The 16365-nt window shown below is 35.6% G+C and carries 13 protein-coding genes, 1 tRNA gene and 1 pseudogene; 10 read left to right on the top strand and 5 right to left on the bottom strand.

The genetic code is table 11. The features are described 5' to 3' along the window. Positions 1-175 precede the first annotated feature (175 nt). The 9 genes from atpG (at position 176) to rnc (ending at position 9633) form a co-directional block, all read left to right on the top strand. Positions 176-1048, top strand: coding sequence for an ATP synthase F1 subunit gamma (atpG, locus tag ABWU58_RS07495; RefSeq protein WP_353283100.1), 873 nt, complete (start codon positions 176-178; stop codon positions 1046-1048). Between the two features lie 18 nt (positions 1049-1066). Continuing rightward, on the top strand, positions 1067-2401 hold the full coding sequence (locus tag ABWU58_RS07490; RefSeq protein ID WP_353283099.1) for a TldD/PmbA family protein: 1335 nt from the start codon (positions 1067-1069) through the stop codon (positions 2399-2401). 174 nt (positions 2402-2575) lie between these two features. Further along, positions 2576-2827: a cold-shock protein gene (locus tag ABWU58_RS07485; RefSeq protein ID WP_064124857.1), complete on the top strand. Its 252-nt coding sequence runs from the start codon at positions 2576-2578 to the stop codon at positions 2825-2827. A gap of 53 nt (positions 2828-2880) precedes the next feature. Further along, on the top strand, positions 2881-4089 hold the full coding sequence (locus ABWU58_RS07480) for a DEAD/DEAH box helicase (RefSeq protein WP_353283098.1): 1209 nt from the start codon (positions 2881-2883) through the stop codon (positions 4087-4089). Between the two features lie 204 nt (positions 4090-4293). Continuing rightward, positions 4294-6600: an AAA family ATPase gene (locus ABWU58_RS07475; RefSeq protein WP_353283097.1), complete on the top strand. Its 2307-nt coding sequence runs from the start codon at positions 4294-4296 to the stop codon at positions 6598-6600. Positions 6601-6664: 64 nt separating this feature from the next. Next, positions 6665-7561, top strand: a complete 897-nt coding sequence (locus tag ABWU58_RS07470; protein WP_264329045.1) for a class I fructose-bisphosphate aldolase — start codon at positions 6665-6667, stop codon at positions 7559-7561. Between the two features lie 5 nt (positions 7562-7566). Then, positions 7567-7638, top strand: a tRNA-Cys gene (locus ABWU58_RS07465). Positions 7639-7776: 138 nt separating this feature from the next. Continuing rightward, positions 7777-8844: a quinone-dependent dihydroorotate dehydrogenase gene (locus tag ABWU58_RS07460; RefSeq protein ID WP_353283096.1), complete on the top strand. Its 1068-nt coding sequence runs from the start codon at positions 7777-7779 to the stop codon at positions 8842-8844. A 90-nt stretch (positions 8845-8934) separates the two neighbouring features. Then, positions 8935-9633 (top strand): ribonuclease III, encoded by a 699-nt coding sequence (gene rnc / locus ABWU58_RS07455; RefSeq protein WP_353283095.1) that lies wholly within the window; start codon positions 8935-8937, stop codon positions 9631-9633. Between the two features lie 33 nt (positions 9634-9666). On the opposite strand, the pseudogene ABWU58_RS07450 reads toward rnc, so the two are convergent. The 5 genes and pseudogenes from ABWU58_RS07450 to ABWU58_RS07430 all read right to left on the bottom strand — a co-directional run. Next, a pseudogene (locus ABWU58_RS07450) lies at positions 9667-9994 on the bottom strand (transposase family protein); the annotation flags it as partial. A 142-nt stretch (positions 9995-10136) separates the two neighbouring features. After that, the gene (locus ABWU58_RS07445) at positions 10137-10679 is read right to left on the bottom strand and encodes a hypothetical protein (protein ID WP_353283094.1); all 543 of its coding nucleotides are present in this window, start codon (positions 10677-10679) and stop codon (positions 10137-10139) included. Between the two features lie 109 nt (positions 10680-10788). After that, positions 10789-11319 carry a phospholipase D family protein gene (locus ABWU58_RS07440; protein ID WP_353283093.1) on the bottom strand — a complete coding sequence of 177 codons (531 nt, stop codon included), beginning with the start codon at positions 11317-11319 and terminating at the stop codon, positions 10789-10791. Between the two features lie 1011 nt (positions 11320-12330). Continuing rightward, a complete protein-coding gene (locus tag ABWU58_RS07435; RefSeq protein WP_353283092.1) occupies positions 12331-13809 on the bottom strand; it encodes a UbiD family decarboxylase in 1479 nt (492 codons plus the stop codon). Positions 13810-13904: 95 nt separating this feature from the next. Then, a complete protein-coding gene (locus ABWU58_RS07430) occupies positions 13905-14984 on the bottom strand; it encodes a Fic family protein (RefSeq protein WP_353283091.1) in 1080 nt (359 codons plus the stop codon). Between the two features lie 446 nt (positions 14985-15430). On the opposite strand from ABWU58_RS07430, the gene ABWU58_RS07425 reads away from it, so the two are divergent. Next, positions 15431-16198: a DsbA family protein gene (locus ABWU58_RS07425; protein WP_353283090.1), complete on the top strand. Its 768-nt coding sequence runs from the start codon at positions 15431-15433 to the stop codon at positions 16196-16198. Positions 16199-16365 lie beyond the last annotated feature (167 nt).

The following is a 16365-nucleotide window of genomic DNA, read 5'->3' as shown; positions in this document are numbered from 1 at the left end:
AAATTACCATCAAAGACCTCTATTGAACAATTTTTGGAGTAGATCTCTTAATATAACCTTTATTTCAAAATAATAAACCTGCAAGTTTTTTAGTTAGACTTGGTTCTAATGTCAAAAAAACTTGCTTTTAGACACTAACAATTATATATTTTAATAAATCAGGGTTGTATACAAAATGAAGAGCTTAAAGGAATTATCCTTAAGAATTAAGAATATTAAGTCTGTACAGAAAACCACGAAAATAATGCAAATGGTTTCTGCAGCAAAGTTGTTACAAAGCCAAAAGAAGTTATTAAATTCAAAATTATATGTATCTAAGCTGCATAGCATTATTTCTTCATTAATGCTATCAGTTGATCAAGAATTACTGGCAAAAATTCTAAATGTCAGTAACGACGGTTCTTACCTAGTATTCATTGTTGCGTCTGATCGTGGCTTGTGCGGCAACTTTAACTCTTCTATTGTCAAATTTAGTCAAGAGCGTGCAAATAAGTTAATCGCAAATGGCAAAAAAGTAGATATTGTATTTCTTGGTAAAAAAGCTTTTGATGTAGGTAAAAATAGATTTGACTCTAAAAGTATCTTAAAAATTGAAAATAGTAAGGGAATCACGTTAAAGCACGTAGAAGCTTTGGTTGATGGTATAGATTTAAGTAAATACGATAAAGTTAAAGTTTTTTATAGTAAATTTTATAATACCTTCACGCAAAAACCAATGTTGGAAACAATAAAACCATGGAGTAAAGACTCATCCTTGATTGATAACTCTCTGGCTGGTCCAACAACAGATTACGGCTATGAGTATGAACCACAAAATATTGAATTTGTTTTAAAATCTTTGATTCAAGATTACGTTGTAATTGCTCTTTACTCTGCTTTACTTGAAAGTGCAACAAGTGAGAATAGTGCTAGGATGGTTGCTATGGAATCAGCAAACAGAAACACTAAAGAGATGCTGAACAAACTAGCATTGCTTTATAATCGTTCTCGTCAAGCAGCAATTACAACTGATTTAATTGAAGTTATAGGTGGTGCAGAGTCTTTATAAAAATCTAAGGAATAGAAAATGAATATATTAAATATTGCAGCAGATATCACTAAATTAATAAAAAAGCAGAATCAAGACGCGGAAGTTACAATATATGAGACTAATAAAACTTCAGTTTCTCAGCGTCTATCAAAAATTGAGCAAATATCACAATCTAAAAATTGCACTGTAGGAATCAGAGCTATAGCAGGTAAGAACAAAGCTGCGTATATTTCTACAAACGATTTGAATAATCTTAGTGATACGGTGAGCCAAGTGGTAGAAATGGCAAAGAATGCGCCAGAAGATCCTTGCATTAATTTTGCTGTAAATGGTAGTAATTATATCTCTTCTGCAGATTTAAGTATCTCAGATAATAATGTTGTAACCGTTGATAACCTAAAAGAAATTGCTGAAGCTGCAGAAAATTCAGCCCTTGCACATAAGAGTATCACTAATTCTGAAGGAGCCTCTTCTTCATATGCTTTAGTGAATACAGTATTATCGACTGTTTCTGGTTTTATTGGCTCGTTTAGTAAATCAACCTTTGCTAATCAGGTCTCTGTTGTTGCTGGAAGAGAAAGTGAAATGAAGGTTGGTTACGATTATGATATAGCATGTAATTTTAGTGATTTAAAGTTGCCAGAGTTAATAGGAAAAGAAGCAGCAAAAAGAGCAGTTGATCAATTGAATTCACGTACAATTAAAACTGGTAAATTTCCAGTTATTTTTGAAAAAAGAGCAGCAAAAGGGCTAGTAAAAAGTTTCGCTTCTGCTATAAATGGGAGCAGTATTATAAGCAACAGTTCTTTCTTGAGGGGTAGTTTAAACGCTCAGATTTTCAATGATAGAATTAACATTATCGATGATCCATTGTTGCCAAGAGGCATAGCATCGAGACCATTTGATGGAGAAGGGATAACTAGCAAGAAAAATATATTTGTAAAAAATGGAATATTACAAAATTGGATTTTAGACTTATACTCGGCTAGAAAATTAGACTCAGAAACAACCGGAAGTGCAACTCGTGCAAGTAATGCTGCAGTTATTCCTGCAGCTAGTAACCTCTACATTGAGAATGGTAATGTATCGTTTGAAGAATTAATTCAGGAAGTAAAAGAGGGAATATATGTAACTGATTTATTTGGTTTTGGTGTTAATTTAATCAATGGTGATTACAGCCAAGGCGCTTCCGGATTTTTTATAGAAAATGGAAAAATAACGTATCCAATACATGAGATTACCATTGCTAGCAATTTGAAGGATATGTTTAGCAATTTAGTCGTTGCAGATGATCTAACTTTTTGTGGGCAATTTAATTCACCAACGATTAAAGTTAGCGAAATGACGGTTGCAGGTTCGCTTAACGATTAAAAAATTTATTTGCATTAAGTACAACAATTGTGTATTATTGTCATGTAATGTTAAGAATAGACTATGGAGTATAAAGGTTTAGTTTCAATAGCTAAGCTTAAAGCATTCTCAATCGTAATTTCAAAGTTTTTCATCACATTAGTAATGTTAGTTAATAATTTAGGAGTTGTTTAAATGGAATTTGGTAATGTAAAATGGTTTAATGCCGAAAAAGGCTATGGTTTCATCAAGCCAGAAGGTAAAGGGGGTGACGTTTTTGTACATATTAGCACATTGGAACGTTCAGGAATAAGGCCTGAGACACTTAAAGGAGAGAATAAAGAGAAGGGGATAAAAGGAGAAAGGGTGAGTTATGAGGTTAAAGAGGAGCGCGGTAGAAATGGAGAAGATAAAAAATCTGCAATAAACTTAAGATTGGAAGATTAATCTATTATGAAGTCTTTTAATAGGGTTAACGTATTGTGAATAATTTTCATGAGATGGGTCTCCCAGCTTCGCTTACACAAGCTCTAGATAAAAATAATCTTTTCGTCCCAACTCCGATTCAAATACAAGCGATTCCCTTAGCGCTACAAGGTAAAGATATTCTCGGGTCTGCTCAAACGGGAACTGGAAAAACTTTGGCATTTGCTATTCCGTTGGTTGCTAAGTTGCTGAATGAGCCTAACACTGGTTCAGCTTTAGTCATCGTGCCAACCAGGGAGCTTGCGCATCAGGTAACAAATGAGATAAGAAAACTCTTATTTCAAAATTCTGCACTAAGGGTCGCTTTATTGATTGGTGGTGAGCCTATTTTTAGGCAGCTAAATCAGCTTCAGAAAAAACCACAAATTGTAATAGGTACTCCTGGTCGTATTATAGACCATATTGAGCGTAAACCTTTGATTACTCGCAATGTTAGCGTTCTTGTGCTTGATGAAACGGATCGTATGTTTGATATGGGCTTTGGAATTCAAATTGAAGGGATCATGAAATATCTGCCAAAAATACGGCAGACTCTTATGTTTTCTGCAACTCTTCCTAGTGATATAGTTAAACTTACTGAGAAGTACCTTAATCGACCAGAACGTATTTCTGTTGATTGTGAGACTACAACTTCTGTAAAAATTAAGCAAGAAATTGTTTATGCATCAGAATCAGAAAAATATGAAAAGCTTGTTACACAACTATGTCAGCGCGAAGGATCAATCATTATCTTTGTCAAAACAAAGCAAGGAGCGGATCAGCTAGCTAGCAGATTGCACAAAGATGACTATAGCGCTTTAGCAATTCATGGTGATTTAAGGCAGCACAAGCGCGAAAGGGTCATTAATTCTTTTCGTCGTGGCCGCAATCAAATCATGGTTGCAACAGATGTTGCTTCTCGCGGCCTTGATATTCCCCACATTCAACATGTTATCAACTATGATGCACCACAATCGCAAGCTGACTATATTCATCGTATAGGCAGAACTGCACGTGCTGGAGCTGAAGGGCATGCGCTATCTTTTGTTACACCTCAAGATAAGAGAAGACTGCCTGCATTGGCAGACAAAGAAGGAGAGCCAAATTTTGATTGTAGTGTGCAATTTAAAAAACGTAATAGCAAAAAGGTCTTTAAAAGGCTAAGTACGTTAAAGACTAAATACGGTAGAAAAAAGATCAATGCATTTAAGAAGAAAAGTAGAGTACTAGAAAAAGCGTATTAAATAGGATTTACCTACAACTTGATAAGCGTAAAACTCGTCATTCCGCTACTCATTAGCGGAATCTATGCTGAGATATCGCGGTGCTATGACGTAGATCCATAGTGGGGATTCAAATTGGCTACAGCGAACTGCTGGATTTCAATTTTTTTAATAATTGTGTGCTATTCATTATATATGAGTTCCCACTTTTAAAGAGAATAGAAGATGATTTCCAAAAACTTGGAGGCAAGTTTGAATAGAGCGCTACTCATTGCTTCTAATTTTAATCTTAAATATGCGAAAGTAGAACATTTATTGCTGGCGTTAACTAAAGACGTGGACGTAAATTACGTTTTATCAAGATGTAATATCAGAGCCGATGAAATCATAAATATGGATAACATTCTATCAAGATGCAATATTAAGGCTAATGATTATAATAATAATATAAAAGGGTTTTTACAAAGCAGTTCTGAATTGATTATCAGTGGAGTTAAACCTAGCTCAATGTTTCAATGCATAATACACAGAGCAATAATACGGGCTCATAGCTTGGGAAAAAAAGAAATAAATGGAGCAAATGTTCTAGTAGAAATTTTGTCTGGGCAAGACTTATACGTTGAAGATCTATTGCAGAAACAAAATGCGAAAGATTCCAATTTGATTTACCATATATCTAATATGAAATACTCTAACGATATAGATGAATACACCACCAATCATAAAGTAAAACTTGATAAAAATAATGACGCTCCTACTACAGTAAATAAAGGTGAGCTACTAAAAGATGAGGAAATTCTACAAAGTTATTGTAAAAATTTAAATGACTATGCAAGAAGCAAAAAAATAGATTATGTTATTGGTCGTGATTATGAATTAAATCGCACTATAGAAATATTATTGAGGCGTAGAAAAAACAACCCTTTATATGTTGGAGACCCAGGTGTTGGCAAAACAACAATAGTTGAGGGTTTGGTACTCAAGATCATTGAAGGCAGTGTTCCGAGTGCGCTTAGGTCCAGTATAATTTATGCTTTGGATTTAGGATCACTCCTTGCAGGGACACGCTACAGAGGTGATTTTGAAGAGAGAATAAAATCTATAATAAAAGCGATTGAGGCAAAACCAGGTGCTATCCTTTTTATTGACGAAATACACACTATCATTGGAGCAGGTTCTACAAGTGGTAGCTTTCTTGATGCAGGTAACCTACTCAAACCTGCGCTTGCAAGAGGTACACTGCGTTGTATAGGTGCAACTACATATAGAGAATACAGCACTAGTTTTGAAAAAGATAAAGCACTAGCGAGAAGGTTTCAAAAAATTAATGTTAAAGAATCTTCTGTTAATGAAACGATAAAGATACTAGATGGTATAAAGCACTACTATGAAGGGTATCATGGAGTATATTATACAAAGAATGCCATTAGGTCTGCGGCTGAACTTTCGCATAAGTATATTACTGGGCGAATATTACCTGATAAAGCGGTTGATGTTATTGATGAGGCAGGGGCATATTGTAAATTGCTAAGAAACAGGGGTAAAATTGTAAATAGTAGAGATATTAAGAATACCATTACTAGAATTACAAATGTGCCTTGCGGATCTGAATCTGATGATTTGCAGAAAGTAAAGTCTTTAAAAACTAATCTAGAGAAGGTGATTTTTGGCCAAGAGCAGGCAATAGAATCTCTTGTTAATTCTATTAAAATTGCTAAATCTGGGTTGAGAAATTACAATAAGCCTTTAGCAAATTATCTTTTTGCAGGGCCAACCGGTGTTGGTAAAACCGAGCTAGCAAAACAATTAGCAGAAAGCATGGGCATGAATCTTATACGCTTTGATATGTCCGAATATATTGAATCTCATACGATATCAAGGATGATTGGTTCTCCTCCTGGATATGTAGGTTATGATCAGGGTGGGTTACTCACAGAATCTGTATCTAACAATCAATATAGTGTTGTGCTGCTTGATGAAATTGAAAAGGCCCATAGCGATATCTATAATATATTGCTACAAATTATGGATTATGGTTGTGTTACAGACACTTACGGACGTAAAGTTAACTTTTCCAATATAATTTTAATTATGACAACTAATGCAGGAGCAGTTGAACGCAGCAAAAGTTTTGTTGGCTTTGGGCATAAAAATTTTAACATTGGTGATAGCGAAAAAGCAATAGAACAGGTTTTTAGCCCTGAATTTCGTAATCGTCTTGATGCGATTATTTCTTTTTCTGACTTAAGTACGGATGTGATTTTGCATATTGTGGATAAATTTGTCCTAGAACTGAAAAAGCAACTGACGCAAAAAGGCATAAACTGCTTAGTAGAGGATGAAGTGAAATCTTATCTTGTACAAATGGGTTATAGTAAGGAAATGGGAGCACGTCCGATAGAGAGACTTATTGAAAAAGAGATAAAAAGTTACTTAGCGGAAGAAATACTGAATCGTAAATTAACAAAAGGAAAGAAATTAAGAATCTATATGAATAAAGTAGAAAATAAAATTGCTTTTGATATAGTTTAAAATCCTTGTATTGAACTTCATCTTTGTTACAATTTATAACTTAAATTTAATTTGAATTATAGTGATAAGTGATAAAGTAAAACAAGTCCTAAGCTACTACGAAAGTGAAAACCCCGGGGTAAAAGCAAATCTTACTCGTATTCTCATGCATGGAAAGCTTGGCGGTACTGGCAAGTTAGTGATTCTGCCAGTAGATCAAGGATTTGAGCACGGGCCAATAAAAAGCTTTGAAGTTAACCCTGATGCTTATGACCCACATTATCATTTTCAGCTTGCAGTTGATTCGGGAGTAAGTGCATATGCTGCTCCACTTGGTATGATTGAAGCTGGTGCTTCAACTTATGCTGGAATGCTCCCACTTATTTTGAAACTTAATAGTTCCAACTCCTTACATTCAAAAAATCTGACTTCTGATCAAGCAATAACCTCTTCTGTGAAAGATGCACTGCGTTTGGGCTGCTTGGCTGTTGGATTTACTATATATCCTGGTTCTGCTAAGTGTTTTGATATGATGGAAGAAGCCCGTGAAATCGTAGCTGAAGCCAAATCTTATGGGCTTGCAGTAGTGCTATGGTCTTATCCACGTGGTGAAGGAATTTCCAAAGAAGGTGAAACAGCAGTTGATGTTATTGCCTATGCTGCGCACATAGCAGCTTTACTTGGCGCTAATATAATCAAAGTAAAACTTCCAACTAAATATTTGGAAAGGGAGAAAATAGAAACAGAAAATATTGAATCATTATCTAAAAGAATTGAATATGTTAAAAGATCTTGTTTTGCAGGGAAAAGAATAGTAGTTTTTTCTGGTGGCGAATCGAAATCAGTGAATGACATATGCAATGAAGCGAAAGAAATTAAGCAGGGTGGTGGTAATGGTTCAATCATTGGACGTAACACTTTTCAACGCAAAAGGGAGGAAGCTTTATCTATGCTAAAAGATATAATGGATATCTACACATAAAAAACGGCTGGGTGGCAGAATGGCTTATGCGGAGGACTGCAAATCCTTTTATACCGGTTCAATTCCGGTCCCGGCCTCTTTCATTTTCTATATCTTGTAAAAGTTGCTCAATTCAACAGTAGCTTTAAGTGTGTAGCCTATAGAGAAAGCTTATCCGTTATTCATAAGTAAAATCAATTTCTTTTCAAGTTATGGTTATACTCTTATAGTGTTGCATGGTAAAAAATAAACTAAAAATAAGCAAAGTGTTTTACAAAATGATATTACGTAATTTATTGTTTTTACTGCCGCCTGAAGTTGCTCACTCTTTGGCAATCATGGCATTAAAGAAAATACCTTATAAGAATCCTATAGAGCTGCCAGAATCTTTGAGTGTGAATTTTTTTGGTAATAAGCTCAGAAGCCCCGTGGGCCTGGCTGCAGGTTTTGACAAAAATGCAGAAGTTATAAGGCCTATGCTTTCATTTGGTTTTGGGTTTATTGAAACTGGTACTGTAACTCGTAATCCACAATATGGAAACAAAAAACCAAGAATTTTTCGGTTAATTAAAGATCAAGGGGTAATTAACAGATTGGGATTTAACAATAAAGGAATAGACTATTTTCTTAAACAAATAGATGAAACCAAGCTTGATGACTGCATTTTTGGCATAAATATAGGAAAAAATAGTGCATCGAAAGACCAAATTAGTGATTATGTTGATTTAATAAAGATGGTATATGGAAAAAGCAATTATATAGTGCTGAACATCTCATCCCCAAACACGCCTAATTTACGCAATCTGCACAATAAGCAAGAATTATCGGAATTGTTGAAATCCATAACTCTAACCCGGAAATCAATTGATAATTCCGCAATAATATTAAAAATCTCACCAGATATAGATCAGCAAACGAAAGAAAATATCGCTGAGCTTGCGTTGGAATATAAGATTGACGGATTAACAGTAAGCAACACTACGGTCAGTCGAGATAACTTACATTCCCACCACAACGAAAGTGGCGGATTGAGTGGCAAACCACTGTTCAAACTTTCAACCGAGTTATTGGGCGATATGTACAAATTTACTAAGGGCAAAATATTATTGATAGGGTGCGGAGGAATCTCAAGTGGTGCTGATGCATATAAAAAAATAAAGGCAGGAGCCTCTTTGGTGCAGTTGTACACTGCTCTCATATACCACGGACCTCAAGTTGTAAACAAAATTAATCTAGAACTTGCAGAACTAATAAGAAGAGATGGATTTAGTAACATTAGTGAGGTGGTGGGTTGTATACATTAATTTTGGAAGTTGGTGGTATTATTTTAATAAAATAAAACTAATTCTCTGGTATAAAGGTGGTAGAAAGTGCTTTTCTTTTAAATAATGGGTATGAAGAGTTTGAATGATACAATATCTAAGATCATTGATTATAAATTTACAAATTATGCAATATTAGAGGAGGCACTAACTCACCCAAGCGTAAATAAAAGGAATAGCAAAAACCAGATTGTAAGCTACGAAAGACTAGAGTTTTTAGGCGATAGTGTTTTGAATATGGTCGTATCTGCCATACTGTTTAAACTATTTCCTGAGGAAAAAGAAGGAGCATTGGCAAAAAGAAAGACGGATTTAGTTTGTGGCAACACCATTGCTAATGTTGCTAAAGAAATAAAATTAGGCAGCTTTATCATCATGAATAATAGTGAACGCTGCAACGGAGGGAGATGTAATCTAAAAAATTTAGAAAACTCGCTTGAAGCACTAATAGGTGCAATTTATATTGATGGCGGACTTGAAAATGTTGAAAAATTTATTACCCAATATTGGGAAAAGCTAGCTAAAGGCATGCTTGACCCCCCTCAAGATCCTAAAACCTCACTGCAAGAGTGGACTCAGAAAAACAAATTGCCTTTACCAGAGTATGAGCTTGTAAAACAAACTGGACCAGCGCACAATCCTGAATTTACTATATCAGTTTGCATAGAAGATTATGGTAAAGTTTCTGCATGCGCTTCTAGTAAAAAGATTGCTGAACAAAAAGCTGCTGAGTTGATGCTAGAAAAAATTGGAAAAGACGCTTCAATTTAGGCAAAATAGGCATTAATAGACTTCTTTAAAAATTCATGTAAGGAGCTCAAAATTGTGGATAGCAGCAATCAAATTAAATCTTAAACCAAAACGTTTTCGTCGGTTTCTATGTCTATCGGAAATTATTTTAAACCTTTTCAATTACGTTTTCAACTATTGCCCTTTGGATCATAAGTGTTCTGTTCTCTTTTTTTTGTTCTTTGCTTAACGGATTCTTTTTCGTTTTCCTGTGCGGTAATACAACATTTTTGTGTATCTTCTGCATTCCCCTGTAGCCGGCATCAGCTAAGATTTTAGTTTGCGACAATACTGCTATCTTTGATTCTCTAAACATCCGAAAATCATGTTTTCTACCATTCGCTCAAATGTTGCTTTTTTTACCCCTGTTAAACGTCGAAACTTTTCTCCTTTTAACTTTTCTATTTCCTTATATTTCATGCTTTCAAATACTTGATCTTACACTCCCTCTAACAATTTTGAAAGAAGTCTAGTGAATGGTCACGTTAAAACATATTTTTAAATTTCTGCCAAAATCCTGGTTTATTATCATTAACCTTTGTAAATGTTATATTTAAACTGTATTTCGGATCATTTGGCACGTCGTATTTTATGCTAAATGTTGAAACTTTATCGTTATTGTAAATATGTACATCATCATATGATAGCTTTGTTGTGTAACACTTTACATGCTTTTGCTTATCATACACTAAATCACCTGACTCCCTTTCTAGTTCCACAAATTTCGTTTTTTTCTGACATTCCTTCATTTTTATTAAATCCTTATCTAGTGATATTGAAACTGGCAACGTATTTCCAGCATATTCTTTAGCTAAAAGTTCACTTTGAGGATACATTTTTATTTCCCTGCCAAAATGTGAGTCTATGAAATTATTACTCCAAAATTTATCGCCAGAATGCATGTACTCATCAGTAGCATACGGTACCCCACCATAACTGCATTGAACTTTGTAATCTCCAACACCGTTGTTTTGAAAAAAATCATGAATGGCAGTGTAGCTACCGGCAGCATCATTTATATAATCCATTACTTTATTCCTTAAACTTTTAGCTCATTATATCATAATCATTATGCCAATCAATCAAAAAAGCTCTCCCTTGCTGTTTTTAAAACCGATTTTGAGCAAGCGCTCTCGATTAGTTGGGAGCGTATTTATAAGATTGTGACATTCGTGTCTCCCAGTTTTTCACATACTGCTGAATCAATTCAGGATAATCTGTAATAATTAATAAATTTTCAGCATTTCCTTTTTCAGCTGTCTTACTCAGGTTAAATGACCCTGTGATAACTTTTTGATTATCAACAATCATTATCTTATTATGAGCAATTTTTGGCTTATCATCGATCCAAATTGGTACTCCACCTGAAAATAATTCACTTATAACACTATATTTTGAGTAGAGTTGTGATTTATCTAAGATGACTTTAACATCAACACCGCGTTCTTTAGCATTAATCAAAGATTTTGCAACTGTTCCAAGAGTAAATGTATATTCTTGAACTAAGATAGATTTTTTAGACTGATCTATTACGCTGATTATCGGTACAGCACAATCTTCTCCAGGTGAAAAGCAAACCGTAGCTTTTGGGCAGGGCGAAAATATAAAACCCGCATAGTAATACAGAGAAAAACACATTAACAAGAATAAAAAGTGAAAAAGCCTCACAACAACCCACCCCCGGATATACGGCGATAGGCTACATCATAATTTAATCACCTGTCAATAGACTTCTTGCATAACCATATAACAAACTTTTATTGGAAATAGAAACGAAAAAACCTACTTGACAAACTCCGCCAGTCCCCTTATCATGAGACTGAAGGTATTCAGTTATCTTCATCTGTGCAGATTAAACAGCAAGAAAACAACGTAGTTGGCGTCTTATTTTTAATTTTTTGCACTATGTGCACCTTATGTCTTCACAACATTTCTGGGTTTTTACCTATATAAGCTGAAACGCGCTTATAAGTCGTTTAAGACAGTATAGTACGCCAATTTGCAGGATTAGGGAGTGAACACTAATTACCACGGGGTTTTTTTTGCCTTTTTTTCTGCTTAGTAAATTTCTTAAACATTTAAACTAAGGTGAGTTGCATTTAAAAGCAGCTAAATTGCAGTGTTTAAGACTTAAAAAACGCCAATACTGAAAATAGACAATGACCAGGGTTTCTTTTGCCTTTTTTTTTATTTGGTAAATTTCTTAAACATTTATGGCTAAACGACAACCGTCATCCCGCTGCTTGTTAGCGGGATCTATGCTTTGAGATACCGCGGCGGTATGACGGTCTGCGGCAGTATGACGGTTCGCGGTGGCATGACGATAACCTCGTCATCCCGCTGCTTGTTAGCGGGATCTATGCTTTGAGATACCGCGGCGGTATGACGGTCTGCGGCAGTATGACGGTTCGCGGTGGCATGACGATAACCTCGTCATCCCGCTGCTTGTTAGCGGGATCTATGCTTTGAGATACCGCGGCGGGATGACGGTTCGCGGCGGGATGACGGTTCGTGGCGGTATAGTAATTCGTCATTCCGCTACCCGTTAGCGCCGCGGCGGTATAGCTATAGAATGACAAAAAAAGGGCACTGTGACGGACTTAAATCACAATTATCAGTTAATGCTAATCGCGGTATTACAAAAAACGCCAAACTTTTTTCTGCTTTTATGCAAGAAGTCTAGTCCATATATTCTTCCCACTTTTCCGTAACTTTTCTTACTATTTCCTCACTCATTTTAATTTTCTTTCCCCACTCTCGTTTGGTTTCAGGCGGGATTTTATTTGTCGCATCAAATCCCATTTTACCTCCAAGGCCACTTTCAGGGGAAGCAAAGTCTAAATAATCAATAGGTGCATTTTCTATCATGATTGTATCACGCACAGGGTCCATTCTCGTTGATATTGCCCACATCACTTCCTTCCAATCACGTACATTTATATCATCATCAACAACGATAATAAACTTCGTGTATAAAAACTGCTTGAGAAAAGAAAGTATGCCCATAACAATTCTTTTTGCCTGCCCTGGATAGGATTTTTTTATCGACACTACCGCTATTCTATATGAGCAACCTTCTGGCGGCAGATAAAAGTCCACTATCTCTGGAAATTGATTGATAAGAATGGGCACAAAAATTTCATTGAGTGCTTCACCAAGAATCGATGGTTCATCAGGTGGCTTGCCAGTGAAAGTGCTGAGATAAATTGGATTTTTGTGCATAGTAATTGCAGTAATATTAAATTCTGGAAATTGCTCAACAGAATTATAGTAGCCAGTGTGGTCTCCGTATGGCCCTTCGTCTTGATATCTATCCAAACTCACATAGCCTTCCAGAACGATTTCTGCGTGAGCTGGCACTTGAAGTGGGATAGTCTTACAATTTACAAGCTCAAGCGGCTTCTTTCGTAGTAGTCCAGCAAATTGGTATTCTGACAATGTTTCTGGCACCGGGGTTACTGCAGCAATAATCGTTGCAGGATCACTACCGATCACAGCAGCAGCGGGAAATTTCATATTTTGTTCCTTCTCTTTCCATCGTTTATGGTGACCTGCACCACCACGATGTGCAAGCCAGCGCATTAGAGTCGTTTTTTTATCTATGACCTGCATACGATATATTCCAAGATTGAAATTATCTTGTTTGTCTTTTGTGGGTCCTTTTGTTACCACAATCGGCCAGGTGATAAGTGGTGCAGGTTCATTTGGCCAGCATGTTTGAATGGGCAGTAGACTTAGGTCCACTTCATCCCCAGTTAGCACCACTTCTTGACATGGAGCTTTGTTCACGACTTTACTTCGCATCGATAACACGACTTTCAACAAAGGAAACATTTTTATAGCATCCTTAAAGTTTTTCGGTGGTTCAGGAGATTGCAAAAATGCTAGAAGTTTACCAAGATCTCTTAGTTCACCAGGGTTCATGTTCAACCCCAATGCAATCCTCTTAATAGTACCAAATAAATTCACCAAAACAGGGATCGAGCTTTTACCATTCTCTTTAACAACATTCTCAAAAATTATAGCTGGCCCTTTGTTTGACAAAACCCTACGGTGAATTTCTGTCATTTCAAGAACTGTTGAAACTTCCTCCTTAATCCTAATCAGATCTTTTTTTTCTTCTAAGGCTTTAATGAAGTCGCGTAAGTTGTTGTACATATTCCAGTTTTTAAAATTTTAAGTTTACATTTAGTTTTCAAGCACTTTATTGAAATTTGACCTATGCACTGCTTTCCTGTCTAGCAAGCTTTCAGTTAATTTGAGATCAAATCCTCATATTGCTTGCTAAGCTTGTATTTTCTTCCTCTGTTGGAAAAGTCTACAATCTCAATAAACCCCATTTCTACCCACTTTTTACAAAGTTGCGCACTAGTACGAGGCTTAAAATTAAATAGTTCGCCAACCTGACTAGCTGTAATAGCGGAAAACTCCTGGAAGAGCTCAAGAGCTTTGCGTTGTTTAGGATCAAGCTTGCGTATAAGATCAGTCTGATTAGTGTGGTATTCTTCTTCATTTATACGTTGTAAAACGTTCTCAAATGAATTTGCCATACCTTCTACGAAATACTCCACCCACTTAGTGATATCTGCTTCAGCTCGTCCCATGTAATAGTTGTGCGATGGACCTACACTTATTGCTTCATAATAAGCCCCTAGATTTTTAGCATAATATTCTTCCAATGAGTAAAGCCCTTTTAGGTCATATCCACCAAGGTGTAAAATTAATGTAGTCAGCAATCTTGCAGTACGACCATTACCGTCATAGTACGGATGAATTGTTACAAATTGATAATGAGCAATACCTGCAATAATTGGGTAAGGTACTTGTTCACTGTCACGAATCCAATCAATCATACTGCTCATGAGCTTTGGTACATCCTTTGCTTCAGGTGGCATATAAATTATTGCACGTGTACGGCTATCACGAATAACGTTTTGACCATCACGATAAGAGGTTGGCTTCACTTTAGATTTTCCACTCGCCATTACTAGGGCATGAAGCGTTTGAATGGCTTTCTCAGTAATAGGGATCGTTCTCGCTGCCCATTGTTCAACTTGGGTTAAAGCTGCATAATATCCTTTAACCTCATTTTCATCTCTCCTATATTTTGGAAAGTGGCTTTTACCACTTAAAACCTCTTCAATCTGTTTAGGCTCAAGTCGATTTCCTTCAATCATAGTAGAATAGTGTGTGGTATAAAGCCGTGCAGTTTCACGAAGGGACGAGAGTATCGATACAGTGAGTGGCAAATGTAACACTTTTTCTTTTGCTGCTTCAATCCTCATAAGGCAATTAGCAATTTTAGAAGTAATCGTATAATTTGGCATCGGCATAATATCTGCATTACATTACTTCTATATTATGCTGATAAAATGCAGATAATACAACATTTACACAACGCCAACCATTAACCTCAATAAATTCGGCTAATAAAGAAAAAAAGTTTATATATGTGTTTGTGTGTGTGTCTTGTAGAATAACTATTTCTTTTTCTCTACCAATATTTACTCGTTCATATGTTTATTCCGCGGAAAATTATACACAGCGGAATAAAACAAACAACTTAAATCTATGCTCCGCGCGCCTCTGCTACCAAGTCTTCTGATGAACTTTGTGGTAATGTGCTTGAGTTTTATTGTGTAAAGTTTGCATTTGAGGCAAAACTGGTTATAAAATACACTTGATATAAATGTTTTCATATATTAATATTAGATGCTTCTTTTAATATACGGATAAATGTGTACTAAAGTTTTATGTTGTAGGTTTTTAAATAAATTGTATGTCTAGAATATCGTTTTTATTGATCCTTATACTGGCAGTAGCAAGTTTACCAGTAATAAACAATTGGCTTTCAAATCGCAGCCAAATGCTAAGCGATGATTATATAGGTGAGAAATTAGATAATTATATAAGTAGAAATTTTGATAAGATCGTAAAAACTCTCAAAGAGGAGTCGATTAAAAGTAGTTACGCTGCTCGAGATAATGTGACCAAAAGTAAAATTTCACAATACAAGGATCAAATATTTGACCTTACTTATCCTTACTCCGGAAATGAAAATAGTAGTGTTATAGCTGTAGGTTTCTTTGACTATTCTTGTGGATATTGCAAGACTATAAAAGACGATATAAAACAGTTAATTAACGACGGTAAAATTAAGTATATCTTTAGGGATGCTCCAATACTTGGTAATGACTCTTTAAGGGCAGCAAAAAGCGCTTTAGCTGTTTACTTTATTGATAAAGAAAAATATTTCGACTTTCACTATTCTGCTTTAAGTCACAAAGGAGGATTTTCAGACGAAAGCATATTGGATATAGTGAAAAGCATAAGGATTGATGAGGACGATTTTAATAGCTCTATGAAAAATAATGCAGACAAAATTGAGCAAATGATAAATGGCAGTAAGCTCCTAGTAAGAGATTTGGGAGTAGGTGGCACACCTTTTTTAATAATTGGGGATAGTCTGTTTGTAGGAGCAACTGATTTGAATGTGCTACGCAAAAAGGTGGATGAATTAAGTCATAAACAAGGCCAGTTGCCATAAAATTTTATTTTTTTGCTTGACAACTCAAATGAACCTGAGTATAGCAATTGTGGGTATGACAGCAGTTTAAGGTGTCATCTCAGTGGTCTCACCCACTTTCCATAGCGTCATTTGCTATGTGAAACGCTTTCAAATTACAACATTTTCTTCAACCAAACTATTTTACT

The organism is Wolbachia endosymbiont (group A) of Pogonocherus hispidulus, from assembly GCF_964028195.1.
In the GTDB taxonomy this organism is placed as follows: Bacteria; Pseudomonadota; Alphaproteobacteria; order Rickettsiales; family Anaplasmataceae; genus Wolbachia.
This window is presented reverse-complemented; position numbering and strand designations above follow the sequence as displayed.